At 61.8% G+C, this 17292-nt stretch carries 14 protein-coding genes; 11 read left to right on the top strand and 3 right to left on the bottom strand.

Going from position 1 to position 17292, the window contains the following annotated elements; translation table 11 throughout:
- Positions 1 to 271: 271 nt before the first annotated feature.
- From ACOZK9_RS21385 to ACOZK9_RS21335, 11 genes are all read left to right on the top strand, one after another.
- Positions 272 to 1231 (top strand): AAA family ATPase, encoded by a 960-nt coding sequence (locus tag ACOZK9_RS21385; protein ID WP_016780594.1) that lies wholly within the window; start codon positions 272 to 274, stop codon positions 1229 to 1231.
- A gap of 5 nt (positions 1232 to 1236) precedes the next feature.
- Complete coding sequence (locus ACOZK9_RS21380) at positions 1237 to 2169, top strand: DUF58 domain-containing protein (RefSeq protein WP_122251710.1); 933 nt, start codon at positions 1237 to 1239, stop codon at positions 2167 to 2169.
- Positions 2166 to 2660, top strand: a complete 495-nt coding sequence (locus ACOZK9_RS21375) for a DUF4381 domain-containing protein (RefSeq protein ID WP_058411236.1) — start codon at positions 2166 to 2168, stop codon at positions 2658 to 2660. The genes ACOZK9_RS21380 and ACOZK9_RS21375 overlap by 4 nt, the downstream gene beginning before the upstream one ends.
- Positions 2653 to 3741: a vWA domain-containing protein gene (locus ACOZK9_RS21370; protein WP_122251711.1), complete on the top strand. Its 1089-nt coding sequence runs from the start codon at positions 2653 to 2655 to the stop codon at positions 3739 to 3741. Before ACOZK9_RS21375 ends, ACOZK9_RS21370 begins: the two co-directional genes overlap by 8 nt.
- Positions 3738 to 5477 carry a tetratricopeptide repeat protein gene (locus tag ACOZK9_RS21365; RefSeq protein WP_058411238.1) on the top strand — a complete coding sequence of 580 codons (1740 nt, stop codon included), beginning with the start codon at positions 3738 to 3740 and terminating at the stop codon, positions 5475 to 5477. The genes ACOZK9_RS21370 and ACOZK9_RS21365 overlap by 4 nt, the downstream gene beginning before the upstream one ends.
- Positions 5474 to 7114: a BatD family protein gene (locus ACOZK9_RS21360; protein ID WP_421556511.1), complete on the top strand. Its 1641-nt coding sequence runs from the start codon at positions 5474 to 5476 to the stop codon at positions 7112 to 7114. Before ACOZK9_RS21365 ends, ACOZK9_RS21360 begins: the two co-directional genes overlap by 4 nt.
- 354 nt (positions 7115 to 7468) lie before the next feature.
- Complete coding sequence (locus tag ACOZK9_RS21355; protein WP_421556510.1) at positions 7469 to 7768, top strand: DUF6124 family protein; 300 nt, start codon at positions 7469 to 7471, stop codon at positions 7766 to 7768.
- A 550-nt stretch (positions 7769 to 8318) separates the two neighbouring features.
- The gene (locus tag ACOZK9_RS21350; protein WP_241678079.1) at positions 8319 to 8618 is read left to right on the top strand and encodes a DUF6124 family protein; all 300 of its coding nucleotides are present in this window, start codon (positions 8319 to 8321) and stop codon (positions 8616 to 8618) included.
- 1304 nt (positions 8619 to 9922) lie between these two features.
- Positions 9923 to 11164 carry an exonuclease SbcCD subunit D C-terminal domain-containing protein gene (locus ACOZK9_RS21345; protein ID WP_058411240.1) on the top strand — a complete coding sequence of 414 codons (1242 nt, stop codon included), beginning with the start codon at positions 9923 to 9925 and terminating at the stop codon, positions 11162 to 11164.
- The gene (locus tag ACOZK9_RS21340) at positions 11161 to 14799 is read left to right on the top strand and encodes an AAA family ATPase (RefSeq protein ID WP_421556509.1); all 3639 of its coding nucleotides are present in this window, start codon (positions 11161 to 11163) and stop codon (positions 14797 to 14799) included. Before ACOZK9_RS21345 ends, ACOZK9_RS21340 begins: the two co-directional genes overlap by 4 nt.
- Positions 14796 to 15389, top strand: coding sequence for a glutathione S-transferase (locus tag ACOZK9_RS21335; RefSeq protein ID WP_058411242.1), 594 nt, complete (start codon positions 14796 to 14798; stop codon positions 15387 to 15389). The genes ACOZK9_RS21340 and ACOZK9_RS21335 overlap by 4 nt, the downstream gene beginning before the upstream one ends.
- A 32-nt stretch (positions 15390 to 15421) precedes the next feature.
- On the opposite strand, the gene ACOZK9_RS21330 is transcribed toward ACOZK9_RS21335, so the two are convergent.
- The 3 genes from ACOZK9_RS21330 to ACOZK9_RS21320 form a co-directional block, all read right to left on the bottom strand.
- A complete protein-coding gene (locus ACOZK9_RS21330; RefSeq protein ID WP_058411243.1) occupies positions 15422 to 15601 on the bottom strand; it encodes a hypothetical protein in 180 nt (59 codons plus the stop codon).
- 156 nt (positions 15602 to 15757) lie between these two features.
- The gene (locus ACOZK9_RS21325; protein ID WP_421556508.1) at positions 15758 to 16933 is read right to left on the bottom strand and encodes a lactonase family protein; all 1176 of its coding nucleotides are present in this window, start codon (positions 16931 to 16933) and stop codon (positions 15758 to 15760) included.
- The gene (locus ACOZK9_RS21320) at positions 16920 to 17216 is read right to left on the bottom strand and encodes a DUF5629 family protein (RefSeq protein ID WP_421556507.1); all 297 of its coding nucleotides are present in this window, start codon (positions 17214 to 17216) and stop codon (positions 16920 to 16922) included. Before ACOZK9_RS21320 ends, ACOZK9_RS21325 begins: the two co-directional genes overlap by 14 nt.
- Between the last annotated feature and the right edge of the window lie 76 nt (positions 17217 to 17292).

The following is a 17292-nucleotide window of genomic DNA, read 5'->3' as shown; positions in this document are numbered from 1 at the left end:
CGCGATGGCGGTGTGCCTGATCAGTAGTTTTCAACTGACACACCGCCATCGCGAGCAAGCCCGCTCCCACAGTTGACTGCGTTCGGCCTGGGGCATCCACACAGCACGCTTGCACAGGGATTTGTGCGATATACACAAAATTCCTACAAGTTTTCCTAAAAATACCCCCCGCGCGGTTAGTCGCCACCCCCCGCGATGCATTAAAGTAGGCCCCCCAGGTCTGGCGTCGGTTGTTCGACACCACGGCTCACCCCTCCAGGAACCGTCATCGATGGAACATCGTGAAGCGCTGCTCGCGCTGCGAACTTTTCTTTCTACGCAGATTCTCGGCCAGGAAAAACTCATCGATCGCCTGCTGATCGCGCTGCTCGCCGACGGCCATATGCTGGTAGAGGGTGCACCGGGCCTGGCCAAAACCAAGGCCATCAAAGAGTTGGCCGAAGGCATTGAAGCGCAGTTCCATCGCATCCAGTTCACCCCCGACCTTTTGCCCGCCGACATCACCGGCACTGAAATCTATCGCCCGGAAACCGGCAGCTTCGTGTTTCAACAAGGCCCGATCTTCCACAACCTGGTGCTGGCGGACGAAATCAACCGCGCCCCGGCCAAAGTGCAGTCGGCGTTGCTTGAGGCCATGGCCGAGCGCCAGGTCAGCGTGGGGCGCAGCACCTACGAGCTGTCACCGCTGTTTTTGGTGATGGCCACGCAAAACCCCATCGAGCAAGAAGGCACGTACCCGCTGCCCGAAGCGCAGCTCGACCGTTTCCTGATGCACGTCAAAATCGGTTTTCCGGACGCCGCCGTCGAACGGCGCATTCTGCAACAGGCGCGTGGCGAAGCGCTCAACGGTGAAACCAAGCCCGAGCGCCGCGTCAGCCAGCAAGCGATTTTCGCCGCGCGCAAGGAAATCCTCGGCCTGTACATGGCCGATGCGGTGGAGGAATACCTGGTGCAACTGGTGATGGCCACGCGCACCCCCGGCAAGTTCGACCCGGAAATGGCCGAGTGGATCGCCTACGGCGCCAGCCCGCGCGGCTCCATCGCCCTCGACCGCTGCGCGCGCGCGCATGCCTGGCTTGCCGGGCGTGACTTTGTGAGCCCCGAAGATATTCAGGCGGTGCTGTTCGACGTGCTGCGCCATCGCATCATTCTGTCGTTCGAAGCCGAAGCGGCCGGTATTGACCAGGACCGCGTGGTGCAGCGCATTCTCGACGTCGTTGCCGTCGCTTGAACCCCATGAATGCCAGCGATGGAATACGCGTCACGCTCAGCGAACTGATTGAGATGCGCCACCGCGTGCGCGAGGTGCAGCTGTTTTCGACGCCGAGCCAGCGCAGCCCGTTGATTGGCCTGCACCACTCCAAGCTGCGCGGGCGCGGCGTCGATTTCGACCAGGTGCGCGTGTACCAGGCCGGCGACGATGTGCGCACCATCGACTGGCGCGTCACCGCGCGTACGCAAGAGCCGCACACCAAGCTGTTCCATGAAGAACGCGAGCGGCCGATTTTCATCATGGTTGAGCAAAGCTGTCGGCTGTTTTTCGGCTCCGGCCAGATGTTCAAGTCGGTGCTCGCAGCCCAGGCCGCCAGCTTGATCGGCTGGGCCGCGCTGGGGCACAACGACCGCGTCGGCGGGCTGGTGTTTGGCGACAGCGAGCACTACGAAATCAAGCCTCGGCGCAGCAAGCAAAGCCTGCTGCAATTGCTCAACCGGCTGGTGCGCGTCAACCAGAGCCTGAACACCGAACGCCGCCCGGAAGCCGACGCCTTGGGCATGGCGCTGCGCCGTGGCCGCGAAGTGCTGCGCCCGGGCAGCCTGGTGATTGTGATCTGTGATGAACGCGCGCTGACCGAAGGTGCCGAGCAACAACTGAGCCTGTTGTCACGCCATTGCGACCTGTTGCTGTTGCCGATCTCCGACCCGCTGGACCATGCCCTGCCCGCCGCCGGGTTGCTGCGGTTCGCCGAACGCGGTGCGCAGTTGGAGCTGGATACGCTGAACTTCGATTTGCGCCAAGCCTACAAAGCTCAGGCCGAAGCACGCATCGCCCGCTGGGAACTGCTGGCACAGAAACTGCGCATACTGCTGATGCCCTTGAGCACCCAGAGCGAAATGGTCGAGCAACTGCGCCACTACCTCAACCCGCAACGCCCGGTTAAAAAACAATGAGCGGCCTTGAGCAACTGCAACCCCTGATCGCCCCACCGGCGATCGGTTTCTGGCCGCCTGCGCCGGGGTGGTGGCTGTTGCTGCTGGTGATTCCGCTGCTCGGCTGGGGGCTGTGGTGGTTGCGCCGTTTTCTGCCCACGCGGCGCCCGCTGGCCCGCGCCGAACAACCGCTGGACCCGCTGCGCATCGCAGCCCTGGCCGAGCTGGCGCTGATGCCCAAACCCTACGACGGCGCCCCCGCCGGTGCCTGGCTGCAGCAGCTCAATGGCCTGCTCAAACGCCTGTGCCGCAATGACTACCCCTACAGCCAGAGCCACACACTGAACGGCCGCAAATGGCTGGCGTTTCTCGACAACCGCTGCCCCGCTGCCGGTTTGACGCGCTGGATGGTGCTGGTCGAAGGCGCCTACAAACCGGAATGCAAACTCGATGACAAAGCCATCGCCGGCCTGACGCAAGCTGTCGACACCTGGATTCGCAAGCATGTTTGAGTTCGCCTGGCCGTGGATCTTCGCCCTGTTGCCATTGCCCTGGTTAATGCGGCTTATCTTGCCGGTGGCCGACAGTGGCGAGCCTGCATTAAAGGTCAGCTACCTGGCCGACCTCGAAGGCCTGGCGCGCCGCCGCGCACGCGTCAACCTGCCGGGCTGGCGCCAGCAAGCGCCGTTCGTGGTGCTGTGGCTGCTGCTGTTAACCGCCGCCGCACGCCCGGAATGGCTCGGCGAGCCGTTGCCGATTGCAGCCAGTGGCCGCGATTTGCTGGTGGCGGTGGACGTGTCCGGCTCCATGGACTTCCCCGACATGCGCTGGCAAAACGACGACGTCAGCCGTTTGAGCCTGGTGCAGCATTTGCTCGGGGATTTTCTTGAAAGCCGCGAAGGCGACCGCGTCGGCCTGATCCTGTTCGGCAGCCAGGCGTACCTGCAAGCGCCGTTGACCTTCGACCGGCGCACCGTGCGCACCTGGCTGGATGAAGCGCGCATCGGCATTGCCGGCAAAAATACCGCCATCGGCGACGCGATTGGCCTGGCCTTGAAACGCCTGCGCCAGCGCCCGGCGCAAAGCCGCGTGCTGATATTAGTCACCGACGGCGCCAACAACGCAGGCCAAATCGACCCGCTGACCGCCGCACGCCTGGCCGCGGAAGAAGGCGTCAAAATTTACCCGATCGGCATCGGCGCCGACCCCGAGCAAACCGGCTCGCTGGGCATCCTCGGCGTCAACCCGAGCCTGGACCTGGACGAACCCGCGCTCAGGGCCATCGCCGAGGCCACGGGCGGCCGCTATTTCCGTGCGCGCGACGGCGAAGAGTTAAGCACTATCAAGCAAACCCTCGACCTGCTTGAGCCGGTGGCGCAACAGCCCACTCAGGCCCGCCCGGCACAGGCGCTGTACAGCGCGCCGTTGGCGCTGGCGTTGATCCTGAGCATGTTGCTGGTGGTGCAGGAACGCTGGCCGAATAACGCCCTGCAACGCGCCTTCAACACACTCTCGACCCGGGGCATTTTCCTGCAACAGCACCCGCAATGGCGCCAACGCTTGAAACGCCTGCGTCTGCGGAGGCGCCGATGATCGACTTATGGCCGCATTGGTTCCGCCCCTGGTGGCTGTTGCTGTTACCGTTGCTGGGCTGGCTGCTCTGGCAACTGTGGCACCGGCAAAAGCGCGCCGGGCGTTGGCAGATGATTCTGCCGCCGGCGTTTCATGCGGTGCTGCTCAGTGGCGGCAGTGGGCGCGAGAGCAAATCGCCGTGGGTGCTGCTCGGTATCGCCTGGCTGCTGGCGGTGCTGGCCTTGCTCGGGCCTAGTTGGCAAAGGGTTGAGCAGTCCAGCCAGAAACCCGCCGACCCGGTGGTGGTTCTGCTCGAGTTAACCCCGGAAATGCTCGCCACCGACAGCCCGCCCAATCGCCTTGAGCAAGCGCGGCGCAAGCTCTATGACTTGCTGCAAGCACGCGCCGATGCGCCGACCGCGATTGTCGTGTATGCCGGCAGCGCCCACACGCTGGTGCCGCTGTCGGACGACTTGGCAACCAGTCGCAACCTGCTGGAAGCCCTGCGCCCCTCGATCATGCCCGAGCCCGGCCATCGCGCCGACCTGGCGGTGGTGAAGGCGATGAGCCTGCTCAAGCAAGCAGGCCTTGGCCAAGGGCGCCTGCTGTTGGTGGGCTCGTCGCTTTCGAAACAGGAACGCCAAGGCATCCGCCTGCTGCTGCAAGGTGCCCAAGCGCCGAGCTTGTCGATACTCGGCATCGGCAGCCGCGAAGGCACGCCCGTCACCCAAGAGAGCGGCGAGTTCCTCAAGGACGACCAGGGCGCGATCCTGGTGCCACGCCTCGACAGCCCGACGCTCAAGGCCTTCGCCAACGAAATGGGCGGGCGTTACCGTGCCGCGCGCCTGGACGACAAAGACTTGCGCCAGCTCAACCTGCTCGATGGCCCGCAAAACCTGCGCAACGACGGCCAACTGCTGCACCTCGACACATGGGCCGACCAGGGTTACTGGCTGCTGCTGCCGTTGTTGTTGCTGGTCGCGTGTGCCGGGCGCCGCGGTTGGCTGTTCTGCCTGCCGTTGCTGTTGTTGGGCGCCCCGCAACCGAGTTACGCGTTTGAATTGCAGGACCTGTGGCTGCGCCCCGACCAGCAAGGCCAATACTTGCTCAAACACAAGCGCCCGGCACAAGCCGCCGAGCGTTTTGAAGACCCGCAATGGCAAGGCATCGCATTCTTTGAGGCGGGCAACTATGCCGAGGCGATCAAGCGTTTCGCCCAAAGTGATGACGCCTATTCCCACTACAATCGCGGTAATGCACTGGCCAGGTCCGGCGAACTGGAAGCGGCCATCGATGCCTACGAACAGGCCTTGGAAGCCCAGCCTGACCTGCAACCGGCGCTGAAAAATAAAGCCCTGGTGGAAAGCCTGATGCAGCAAAAAGCCCAGACCGCCCCCGCCAAGCCTGCAAAAAACGAGGATGACGAAACCACCCAACCCGGCCAAACTGCGCAACCGGGCGATACAGGGCAAAGTGCCACAGGTGCCGAGCAATCGCCCCAAGGCCAAGGCGAAACCAGCACCGGCGACACCCAAACCGGCGCCACGCCCAAAGCCGGCGGCAACGAAGTACCGGGCAGCGAGTTGGGCGATGAACACACCACCACCCCGCCGCTGCGCCCGGCGGATGCAAGCATTGACGGCGAACGTCGCCAGGCGCTGGAGCAATGGCTGCGGGAGATCCCGGACAACCCCGGCGAACTGCTGCGCCGAAAATTCTGGTACGAACAGCAACAACATCAGGACAAGACTCGATGAGCCGCCGCACCACCCTTCTGCTCTTGCTCGCGCTGACGGCAGGCCACGCCCAGGCGGCGAACCTGGTCGCCAGCGTCGACCGCAGCCGCGTCAATTCAGGGGAAACGGTGGAACTGACGGTCGAGTCCAGCGACGTCACGCAGTTCGGCAAGCCTGACCTGTCGCCGCTGGATGCGCAGTTCGAGGTCAGTGGCACCCGCCAGATCAACCAGCTCACCACACTGGGTGACGATAACCGCGCCACCACGCGCTGGATCATCACCCTGCTGCCCAAGGAAAACGGCACCGTGGTGATCCCTGCGCTGCAAGTGGGCGAGCTGAAAACCCAGCCGATCAGCCTGCAAGTGGTTGAAACCGCGAGCCAGAACACCAGCGCCGAACTGGCCCCGGTGTTTGTCGAGACCAAACTCGACCAGAGCAGCGTGTACGTGCAGGCTCAGGCACTGTTGACCGTGCGCGTGTATCACTCGGTGTCGCTGTATGACGACAGTAGCCTGACACCGTTGCAGATTCCCGATGCACGCATCGAACAGTTGGGCGAGTCGCGCACCTACGAAAAAGTCATCAACAGCATTCGCCATGGCGTGATCGAAACCCGCTACGCCATTTACCCGCAGCACAGCGGCGCCTTGTTGATACCGGCGCAGACCTTCAGCGCCACGCTGGTGGAAGCGCGCCCGGCGCAGGAAAACACCCTGCAAGGCACTAAGCCGGGCAAGTTGATCCACGTAAGCTCGGCGCAGCTACCGCTTGAGGTCAAGCCCAAACCCGCGTTGTACCCGGCTGACACGCCCTGGTTACCGGCACGCAGCCTGAGCTTGACCGAGAGTTGGAACCCAACGCCTGAGCACGTGCAAGTCGGCGACTCGCTGACGCGCAGCCTCACGGTCAAGGCCGAGGGCTTGTCCAGCGCGCAACTGCCAGCACTGCCGAGCAGCGACATCAATGGCCTGCGCCGCTACCCGGACCAACCGGTGCTCGGCAACCAGAACAGCGACCGCGGCCTGGTCAGCAGCCGTGAAGACCGCGAAGCCCTGGTGCCGACCCGCGCCGGCGCAGTGGAACTGCCGGCGGTGGAAGTGGTGTGGTGGAACACCCACGAAGACCACCTTGAGCGCACCAGCCTGCCCGCGCGCACCCTGCAAGTGGCCACCAACCCAAGCCTGGTGGTGGACACGCCCGCCATGCCGACTGTGATCACCGCACCTGACGACGAGCGCCTGTGGCTGTGGCAACTGAGCACGCTGACCTTGGCTTGCACCACGCTGCTGGGCTTCGGCCTGTGGTGGCGGGCACGCCGGCAACCGGCGGTACAGCGCGCCGCGCAAACCGGCCCGAGCCCGCGCAGCTTGCTCGACGACCTCAAGCGCGCGACGCAAGCCAACGACCCGCAGGCTACGCGCCAGGCACTCGACGCCTGGGCGCGGCAACAGCCGGACACATTGGCCGAGATGGCCGCGCGGTTTGTGCCGTTGTCGGATGCGCTGGATGGGCTGAACGGTGCGCTGTACAGCGAGAGCGGCCATTTCTGGCTCGGTGAGGAGTTGTGGCGCGCGGTGAAGGCGATTCCGATGGCCGAGCGTGAGCAAGACCCGGCGACTGATACCACCAGTTTGCCGCCGCTGTATCCGAAATAACCCTCAATTTACCTGACATCGGGCGCAAGCCCCCTCCCACATTTGATTTGCAGTGTTAAAGGCCAGCAAGCCATATCTCTTTAACTTGCAGGAAGTTTCCTAGACAATCATTCGGCCTTGCGCCTGCTCACTTCACTGGCTAGCCTTCGCTCCGTCGCTGCATATCAGCGATCGGGTGTGAGATCCCGTGTATGAGTGGACATGCGCAACAGCCGTCTATGGCGGCTGTGTGCGGGCAGACTTCGGTCTGGCCGGGTCCTGCTCTCCGGTATCTCACCCCGCACATAGCTGCCACCTTTTTTGACGTGTGAGATCGGCAAAAGAATGGCGCCCAACCGAGCAGGTACTTCCTTCATGAACAAAATCGTACCAGATCCGCCCCGCTTCACCCCCGGCCGCGAAATGTTTGAGCGCGCTCTGAGTCACTATCTGCAACCCGACTCAGCGCCGTCTTTCACCGTGCATCAAGACCTCAGCTTCGAAGACGCCCTCGCACAAATCTGCGACCTGTTGCGCTGCGCAGCCGCCACCGCAGCTTGCGCCACTCAAGGTGTGATCGGCGATCAACGCCACATCGCCGGCGCCACCGAACACCTGATAGACAAAGCCCAAACCCTCGCAGACCGGGCACTCGACTGCCTGCACGCCGCATAACCCCTGTGGGAGACCCGGCGACTGATACCACCAGTTTGCCGCCGCTGTACCCGAAGTAACCCTCAATTTACCTGACAATGATCGTTCCCACGTTCCGCGTGGAATGCCTCCAGTGACGCTCTGCGTTACCGCGCCGGTATTGATGTCTTCAACTAAAGCGGGACGCAGAGCGTCCAGGGCAGCATTACCACGCCGTGGGAACGATCATCTGAGGTACAGCCCCCTCCCACATTTGGTTCGCAGTGTTAAAGGCCAGCAAGCCATATCTCTTTAACTTGCAGGAAGTTTCCTAGACAATCATTCGGCCTTGCGCCTGCTCACTTCACTGGCTAGCCTTCGCTCCGTCGCTGCATATCAGCGATCGGGTGTGGAAACTCGGGAGTTAGTAGGCGCCATGATCGTATGCAAACGCTCAATGGCGGCTGTACGCGGGCAGACTTTGGTCTGGCTGGGTCCTACTCCCCGGTTTCCACCCCGCGTATGGCTGCCACCTAATTCGTCGTGTGGAAACGACACCAGGTGGCTCCTCCACTGAGTAGGAGCTTTACACATGAACAAAATTGTCCCAGATCCGCCCCGCTTCACCCCCGACCGCGAAATGTTTGAGCGCGCTCTGAGTCACTATCTGCAACCCGACTCAGCGTCGTCTTTCACCGTGCATCAAGACCTCAGCTTCGAAGACGCCCTCGCACAAATCTGCGACCTGTTGCGCTGCGCAGCCGCCACCGCAGCTTGCGCCACTCAAGGTGTGATCGGCGATCAACGCCACATCGCCGGCGCCACCGAACACCTGATAGACAAAGCCAAAACCCTCGCAGACCGAGCACTCGACTGCCTGCACGCCGCATAACCCTGTGTGGGCTTGCTCGCGATAGCTGTGGTTCAGTCAATACAGGTGTCGACTGTTACACCGCCATCGGGAGCAAGCCCCCTCCCACATTTGCCCTGCAGCGTTCAAGGCCAGCACTCAATCTACCTGCACACCGCACATCCCCTGTGGGAGCGGGCTTGCTCGCGATAACTGTGGGTCAGTCAATACAGTTGTCGACTGGCACACAGCCATCGGGAGCAAGCCCCTCCCACATTTGCCCTGCAGTGTTAAAAACCAGCACTCAATCTACCTGCATACCGCACATCCCCAGTGGGAGCGGGCTTGCTCGCGATAGCAGTGGGTCAGTCAATACAGGTGTCGACTGTTACACAGCCATCGGGAGCAAGCCCCCTCCCACATTTGACCTGCAGTGTTAAAAGCCAGCACTCAATCTACCTGCACACCGCATACCCTGTGGGAGCGGGCTTGCTCGCGATAGCAGTGGTTCAGTCAATACAGTTGTCGACTGGCACACAGCCATCGGGAGCAAGCCCCCTCCCACATTTGCCCTGCAGTGTTAAAAGCCAGCACTCAATCTACCTGCACACCGCACATCGCCTGTGGAAGCGGGCTTGCTCGCGATAGCAGTGGTTCAGTCAATACAGTTGTCGACTGGCACACAGCCATCGGGAGCAAGCCCCCTCCCACATTTGCCCTGCAGTGTTAAAAACCAGCACTCAATCTACCTGCACACCGCACATCCCCTGTGGGAGCGGGCTTGCTCGCGATAGCGGTGGTTCAGTCAATACAGTTGTCGACTGGCACACAGCCATCGGGAGCAAGCCCCCTCCCACATTTGCCCTGCAGTGTTAAAAACCAGCACTCAATCTACCTGCACACCGCACATCCCCTGTGGGAGCGGGCTTGCTCGCGATAGCAGTGGTTCAGTCAATACAGTTGTCGACTATTACACCGCCATCGGGAGCAAGCCCCCTCCCACATTTGACCTGCAGCGTTAAAAGCCAGCACTCAATCTACCTGCACACCGCACACCCCCAGTGGGAGCGGGCTTGCTCGCGATAGCAGTGGTTCAGTCAATACAGTTGTCGACTATTACACCGCCATCGGGAGCAAGCCCCCTCCCACATTTGCCCTGCAGTGTTAAAAACCAGCACTCAATCTACCTGCCCACCGCACATCCCCTGTGGAAGCGGGCTTGCTCGCGATGGCAGTGGTTCAGTCAATACAGTTGTCGACTGGCACACCGCCGCCAGGAGCAAGCCCCCTGTCACAGGTTTACAGGTAAACTCCCCGTTCTTTTCATCTTCTTCACGGAGTTCGCCTTGCGTCTGTTTCACACCTCCGACTGGCACCTTGGCCAGAACCTGCATGGCCAGGAACGCGACTTCGAACACGCCTGTTTCCTCGAATGGCTGCTCGGCCAGCTGAAAGCCCAGTGCCCGGATGTATTGCTGATCGCTGGCGATATTTTCGACACGGTCAACCCGCCGCTCAAGGCCCAAGAGCGCCTGTACGATTTCATCATCAGCGCCCACGAACAAAACCCAAAACTCACGATTGTGATGATCGCCGGCAACCACGATTCCGGCTCACGCATCGAATTGCCTGCGCCGTTGATGCGGCGCCTGCGCACCCATGCGCTGGGCCGGGTGCTGTGGCTGGATGACGGCCAACTGGATGCCGAACGCTTGCTGATCCCGCTGCCCGACGCCAAAGGCAAGGTCGCCGCGTGGTGCCTGGCGCTGCCGTTTTTGCGCCCGGCAGAAGTCACTGGCGCGCACTTGGGCGATGATTACCTGCGCGGCATTGGCCAAGTGCACGAATGGCTGATCGCCGCTGCGAATGCCAAACGCAAAAAAGGCCAGGCGTTGATTGCCATCAGCCACGCGCACATGGCCGGTGGTTCGGTGTCGGAAGATTCCGAGCGCAGTTTGATTATCGGCAATGCCGAGGCGCTGCCGGCCAAGCTGTTCGATGCGAGTATCGGCTATGTCGCCCTCGGCCATTTGCACAAGCCACAACGGGTGAATGGCGAGGAACGCATTCGCTACAGCGGCTCGCCGATTCCGCTGTCGTTTTCCGAAATCGGCTACAAGCACCAGATTCTCGATGTGACGTTCGAGGGCGAAAAACTGCTCAGCGTCGAGCCGCGCCTGATCCCGCGCTCGGTCAACCTGCAACGCCTTGAGGCCGCACCGCTGGCGGATATTCTTAAACAACTGGGCGACTTGCCCGACATCGACTTGCTCGCCGACACCCAGCGCCAGCCGTGGCTGGAAGTGCGCGTGCGCCTTGATGAGCCGCAGCCAGATTTGCGCCAGCAAATCGAAACCGCCCTGCAAGGCAAAGCCGTGCGCCTGGTGCGCATCGCCGCCGAATATGCCGGCAAACGCGGCAACGACGCCACGGATGAGGAGCGCCTGATCGAACTCGACCAGCTCACGCCGCAGGAGCTGTTCAGCCGCGCCTGGCAGGACAGCTACGGCAGTGAAGTGGATGAACAGACCTTGAAGGATTTCGCCGTGCTGCTCCAGGAAGTGCAACAGGGAGCTGAACAGCCATGAAAATTCTCGCCATCCGCCTGAAAAACCTCGCCTCACTGGCGGGGCCGTTTGACATCGACTTTACCGCCGAACCCTTGGCCAGCGCCGGGTTGTTCGCGATTACCGGGCCGACCGGCGCGGGTAAAAGTACCCTGCTCGATGCGCTGTGCCTGGCGCTGTTTGGCGCCGTGCCGCGCTTGGGTGATACCGGCCAGGCGAAAATGCCGGATGCCGACAGTGATATTTCTATCGGCGACCCACGCACCCTGATACGGCGCGGCACGGGCGGCGGTTATGCCGAGGTCGATTTTGTCGGTGTCAGCGGCCGCCGCTACCGTGCGCGCTGGGAAGCCAACCGCGCACGCGACAAGGCCAGCGGCAAGTTACAGAACAGCCGGCAAAGCCTGATCGACCTCGACAGCGACCAACTGCTGGCCAGCCAGAAAACCGAATACAAAACCCAGTTGGAACTGGCGCTGGGCTTGAATTTCGAGCAGTTCACGCGCGCGGTGCTGCTGGCGCAAAGCGAGTTCAGCGCGTTCCTCAAGGCCAACGACAATGAGCGCAGCGAGCTGCTCGAAAAGCTCACTGACACCGCGCTTTACACCCAGCTTGGGCGCCGCGCCTTCGACAAGGCCAAAGACGCCAAAGACGCGCACAAACACCTGCAAGACCAGGCCACCGGCGTGGTGCCGTTGGCGCCCGAAGCGCGTGCCGAACTTGATCAACAACTGGCCGATGCACAACAACAGCTCAAGACCCAGCAGGCCCAGCTCAAGCAGTTGGAGCTTCAGCACACCTGGCTCAAGGAACTGCGCGAATGGCAGGAGCGCCAGCAGAACGCGGTTGAGCAACTGCAACAGGCCCAACAGCATTGGCACGGCCAGGGCGCGCAACGCCAGGACTTGAGCCTTCTGGAGCAACTGGCGCCGCAACGCCATCAGTTTGCACGGCAGGCTGAACTCGGCACGTTGCTGACGCCGCTCGCCGCACACATTCAGCAGTACATCGAGCAGCAAACCGCCCTGCATGCCCGTCAGGAACAGGCGCAACAACAGCAAGCCGCCGCCCAAGCGGCACTCGCCGACGCGCTGAAAAACCAGGCCGACGCCCTGCCATTGCTGCGTCAAGCGTTTGAAGAACAAAGCACCCTCGCCCACCTGACCAAAGACCTGGCCAAACGCAGCGACGACCAACAGCAGCAGCACACCGCTTGCAGCGAAGGCCAGGTGTTACTGCAAGGCTTGCAGGAAAAACACCGCCAGGTCGCCGAGCGCCTGCAACGCCTGGCCGCCGAGCTGGAGCGCAGCGCCGCGCTCGCGCCGCTGAGTGACGCCTGGAGCGCCTACCGCGACCGCCTGCAACAGCTGATGCTGATCGGTAACCGCTTGAACAAGGGCCAGGCTGAGCTGCCGCAGCTTGAGCAGCGCGCGACCACCGCCGCCGAGAAGTTCGCCCAGCAACGCGATGCGTTGGACCTGTTGTATCAGGAAGCCGGTGCCGAACCGCACGCTGTCGCCGAGCAGATCCAGTTACTCGCCAGCCTGTTGCAAGAGAATCGCAAGCAACAGCGCGCTTTCGAAGACTTGACGCGCTTGTGGGACAGCCAGCAGCAACTTGATCAACAGGCCGCCAGCCTCACGCAAAAACTTGCGGAGGCGCAGCAGCAACGCGACCAACTGAACCAGACCGGCCTGCAAACCAAAGCCGAACTCAGCGTGGCCGAACATACCCTGACAGTGACCCGGCAATTGCTCGAACGCCAGCGCCTGGCCCGCAGCGCCAGCGTCGAGGAATTGCGCGAACAGTTGCAGGATGAGCAGCCATGCCCGGTGTGCGGCAGCCATGAGCATCCGTATCACCAACCCGAAGCCTTGCTGCAAAGCCTCGGTCGCCATGACGAGAACGAAGCGGCCAGCGCGCAGAAAGCCGTGGACACGCTCAAGGAAAAACTCACCGAGCTGCGCGGCGAAGTGGGTGGGCTGATTGCCCAGCAAAAGGAATTTTTGCAGCAGCAAGAGCAATTGGCGACGCAGCAACAAGGCCTGACACCGAGCCTGGAGGCACACCCACTGTCGGCGTCGCTGTTCAATCAGGACGCCGCCAAGCGCAGCGCCTGGCTGGCTCAGCAACTGGCCCAACTGACGCAAAGCATCACTGCGGACGAACAACGCCAAGGCGCCCTGCTCAACCTGCAACAAAATGCCGGGCGTTTGCAGCAACAACTGCAAGCCGCGCAGGACGCCAGCCAAAAAGCCCGGCAATTACTGGTGGACCAACAGCGCGAGCTGTCCAACGACCGCGAGCGGCTGGACGAAGAACTCACTGCGTTTGCCAGCCTGTTGCCCGCTGAAACCCTGGAAGGTTTACGCCGCGAACCGGCGGCAACCTTCATGCAGTTGGACCAGCAGGTGAGCCAGCGCCTGGAACAACTGGGCCATCAGCGCGATGAAGTGGCCGAACAGCAAGAGCGCCAACAGGCCATCGAGAAACAGCAGACCCATCAGCAACATCGCCAGCAGCAGCTGGACGCGCTGCAGCAACAGGTCAGCGAGTTGGCCACGCAACAGCAGGCCGCCCAGGAAAAACTCAGCGCCCTGTTGGGTGATCACGCGAGTGCCGAGCAGTGGCAACAGCAACTCGAAAGCGCGGTGCTGCAGTCACGCAAAAGCGAGGCCGACGCCAACCAACAGTTGCAAGACCTGCGCAACACCCTGACCCAATTGGCCGCCGATATAAAGGCGCAGCAAGAGCGTCAACACGCACTGGCGGCCGAGCAGCACAGCCTCGACGCGCGCCTGGCTGAGTGGCGCGCGCAGCACGGCGAACTCGATGACGACGGGCTGACGCGCTTGTTGGCCTTTAGCGACAGCGGCGTCAGCCAATTGCGCCAACAGCTGCAACACAGCGAAAAAGCCGTTGAACAAGCCAAAGTGTTGCTGCAAGAACGCGAGCAACGCCTGGCCGAGCATCAGGCGTTGCACAACGGCAACCTGGAAGCCGAAGCACTCGACAGCACACTGGCTGCACTCAACCAGCAACTCACCGAGGGCGAGAAACACTGCGCCGAATTGCGCGCGCGCCAGGCCGAAGACCAACGCCGCCAGGACGCCAACCACGCGCTGGCCGAGCAGATCAGCAAAGCGTGCGAAGAATGGCAGCGCTGGGCGCGTCTGAATGCGCTGATCGGTTCGGCCACCGGCGACACCTTCCGCAAGATCGCCCAGGCCTACAACCTCGACCTGCTGGTGCACCATGCCAACGTGCAATTGCGCCAACTGGTGCGTCGCTACCGCCTTAAACGTGGCGGCAGCATGCTTGGGTTGTTGGTGATGGACACGGAAATGGGCGATGAACTGCGCTCGGTGCACTCGTTGTCAGGTGGCGAAACGTTCCTGGTGTCGCTGGCACTCGCCTTGGGCCTCGCGTCGATGGCGTCGAGCACGCTGAAGATCGAGTCGCTGTTTATCGATGAGGGCTTTGGCAGCCTCGACCCCGAATCGCTGCAACTGGCGATGGACGCGCTGGACGGTTTGCAGGCGCAGGGCCGCAAAGTCGCGGTGATCTCCCACGTGCAGGAAATGCACGAACGCATCCCGGTGCAGATCCAGGTTAAACGCCAGGGCAACGGGTTGAGTACTGTGGAGGTCAAGTGAGCGAAGCGCTGCTGTATTCGTTTCGCCGCTGCCCCTACGCGATGCGAGCGCGCCTGGCGTTGCGCTACAGCGGCGTGCCGGTGCGCATCATTGAGGTGAGCCTCAAGGCCAAGCCGGCCGACATGCTCGCGCTGTCGCCCAAAGGCACGGTGCCGGTGTTGAGCGTGGGCGGCCGGGTGATTGATGAGAGTTTGCAGATCATGCAATGGGCCTTGGCGCGGCACGACCCTGAGGATTGGTGGCTGCAAGGCGACCCGGCGGTGCTGGCGCTGATTGCCGAGAATGACCAGGCGTTCAAACATCATTTGGATCGATACAAGTACGCCGAGCGCTACCCCGAACAGCCGATGGAAGATTATCGGGCCGAGGGCGAGGTGTTTTTGCAAAAGCTGGAAGGGTTATTGGCCGGACGGCAGTATTTGCTGGCCGAGCATATGACCCTGGCTGATGCGGCACTGGCGCCGTTTGTGCGGCAGTTCGCGCATGTTGATCGGGCGTGGTTTGCAGCCACGCCGTATCACCGTCTGCAAGCGTGGCTACAGCGCTTTCTGGAGTCGCCGCTGTTCATCGCCATCATGGCAAAGCCCTGAGAGCCACAGTTAAACGGTCGACCCGCTCAAGCTCAGTGTTGGGTTTTGTGGTCGAGGGCGGCGTAGAAATTCGCGCTTTGTTGCAGGTATTTCTGGGTGTAGGCGCTGGTGCTGGATTTTTTACCGACAACGTCAACGCTGGCGGCGGCCGGCAAGGCCACGGTGGCAGACACTGCGGAAGCGGCGATGATCGAGAAGAGATTGAAGTTCATGGCGGTGACCCTTGTGTTCGTTGGGTTGGGTGGCCGGGGAAGGCCTTGGAACCCAACTTACGCCCGAGGGCTGCACCTTAGAAATACATTGAAACATTAGCTGCTATTAATAGAATTAATACAACGAGTCAGGCCCCGCAATGCGGGGCCTGTGGCTTATTGACGGAGCAAAAACTTAAGGTCGCTAGGCGCATCGATCGGCAATTTCTGCACGGTTTTACCCAGCAGGCCGGTGTTCGGGTCACGTTCGATCACCACAATTTCGTTGCTTTTCTGGTTGGCGATCAGCAAAAACTTGCCGCTCGGGTCCAGGCTGAACTCGCGTGGGTGGTCGCCTTCTACGGTACGGCGCTGCAGTTCCGTGAGGTGCGCGGTGGCCGGGTCGATGCTGAACACCAGCATCTGGTTGGCGGTGCCACGGTTGCTCACGTAGAGGAATTTACCGTCGCTTGAAGCGTGCAACGCGGCGCCAGCCTTGTCGGACACGGGTTGCCCGGCGGCAAAGTCGACCATTTGGGTTTGCGTCAGCTTGCCGTCGTTGTGATCGAATACCGCGACCTGCGCGCTCATCTCGGTGGTCAGCCAGGCGTGCTTGCCGTCAGCGCTGAACAGCAAGTGACGCGGGCCGCTGCCACCCGGCAACTGCACCGACGCCGGGTCGGCCGGGGTGAGTGGCTGCTCGTGATTGGCGTTGGGGTTGTAACGGTAGGCGAACAGCTTGTCTGCGCCCAGGTCCTGCACAAATACATACTTGCCGTCCGGCGACGACACCACCGAATGCACATGGTTGGAGGCCTGGCGTTCCGGGTTCACGCGGCTGGCCGGGTGCGCGCTCATTTGCACCGGCGCCGACAATTTGCCCGTGGCGTCGACCGGCAGAATCGCCAGGCTGCCACCCGGGTCTTCGAGTACCGAGTAGTTGGCAACGAACAGGTAACGCCCGTCAGCGGCGAGGCTGGAGTGCGTCGGCTCGTTGCCCAAGCTTTGCACTTGGTTGATCAGGGTCAGTTGATGATTGTTCGGGCTGATGCTGTAACTGCTGATACGCCCAACCGGGTCGTGCTGGCCTGGGCCGTTTTCGTTGACCACAAACAGGTGTTTCTGGTCTTTGGAGAGCGTCAGCCAAGACGGGTTTTCAGCCTTGGCGGCGAGTACCGGTTTACCGTTGAATTGGCCGGTGCGGCTGTCGAATTGCAGGCGGTAGATGCCTTCGCTGGTGCCGGCGGTGTAGCTGCCCACTAACAGCTCGAAGGTCTGTGCCGGTGCAGCTTGCACCGACATCGCACCCACACTGCCCGCCATCAGCAGGGGCCAGAATTTACGCATCATCATCTGCTTCTTCCTCTTCATTATTATTGCCAGTGACGCCGTTCATGCACACCAGGCGATGCTCGCCCGAGTCACCCGTCAGGGTCCAGCTTTGCAAAGTTTGATCAAAGATCGCCGCGCGAACCTGCTCCAGGCTGAAACTCCAGCGTTTCTCGGCGCGACCGTCCATGCAAATGATCAGCAGTGTGTGTTCATCCAGGCTGAAATCGAAGGTGTGCAGCCCGTCGATTTCGACCATCTGGCAGTCTTTAAAAGCGTCGAGCAAGGTAGCAGTGTCGGCAGTCATAACCATCAATCATCAAGAGGAAAGACCGCATGATAGGGCAAATTGTTGCATCGACCTAAGGCCGCGCCATGCAAAA

It is taken from the genome of Pseudomonas kitaguniensis (assembly GCF_049199985.1).
GTDB classification, from domain to species: Bacteria; Pseudomonadota; Gammaproteobacteria; order Pseudomonadales; family Pseudomonadaceae; genus Aquipseudomonas; species Aquipseudomonas kitaguniensis.
The sequence above is the reverse complement of the archived record's forward strand: the minus strand, read 5'-3'. Positions and strand labels throughout refer to the sequence as shown.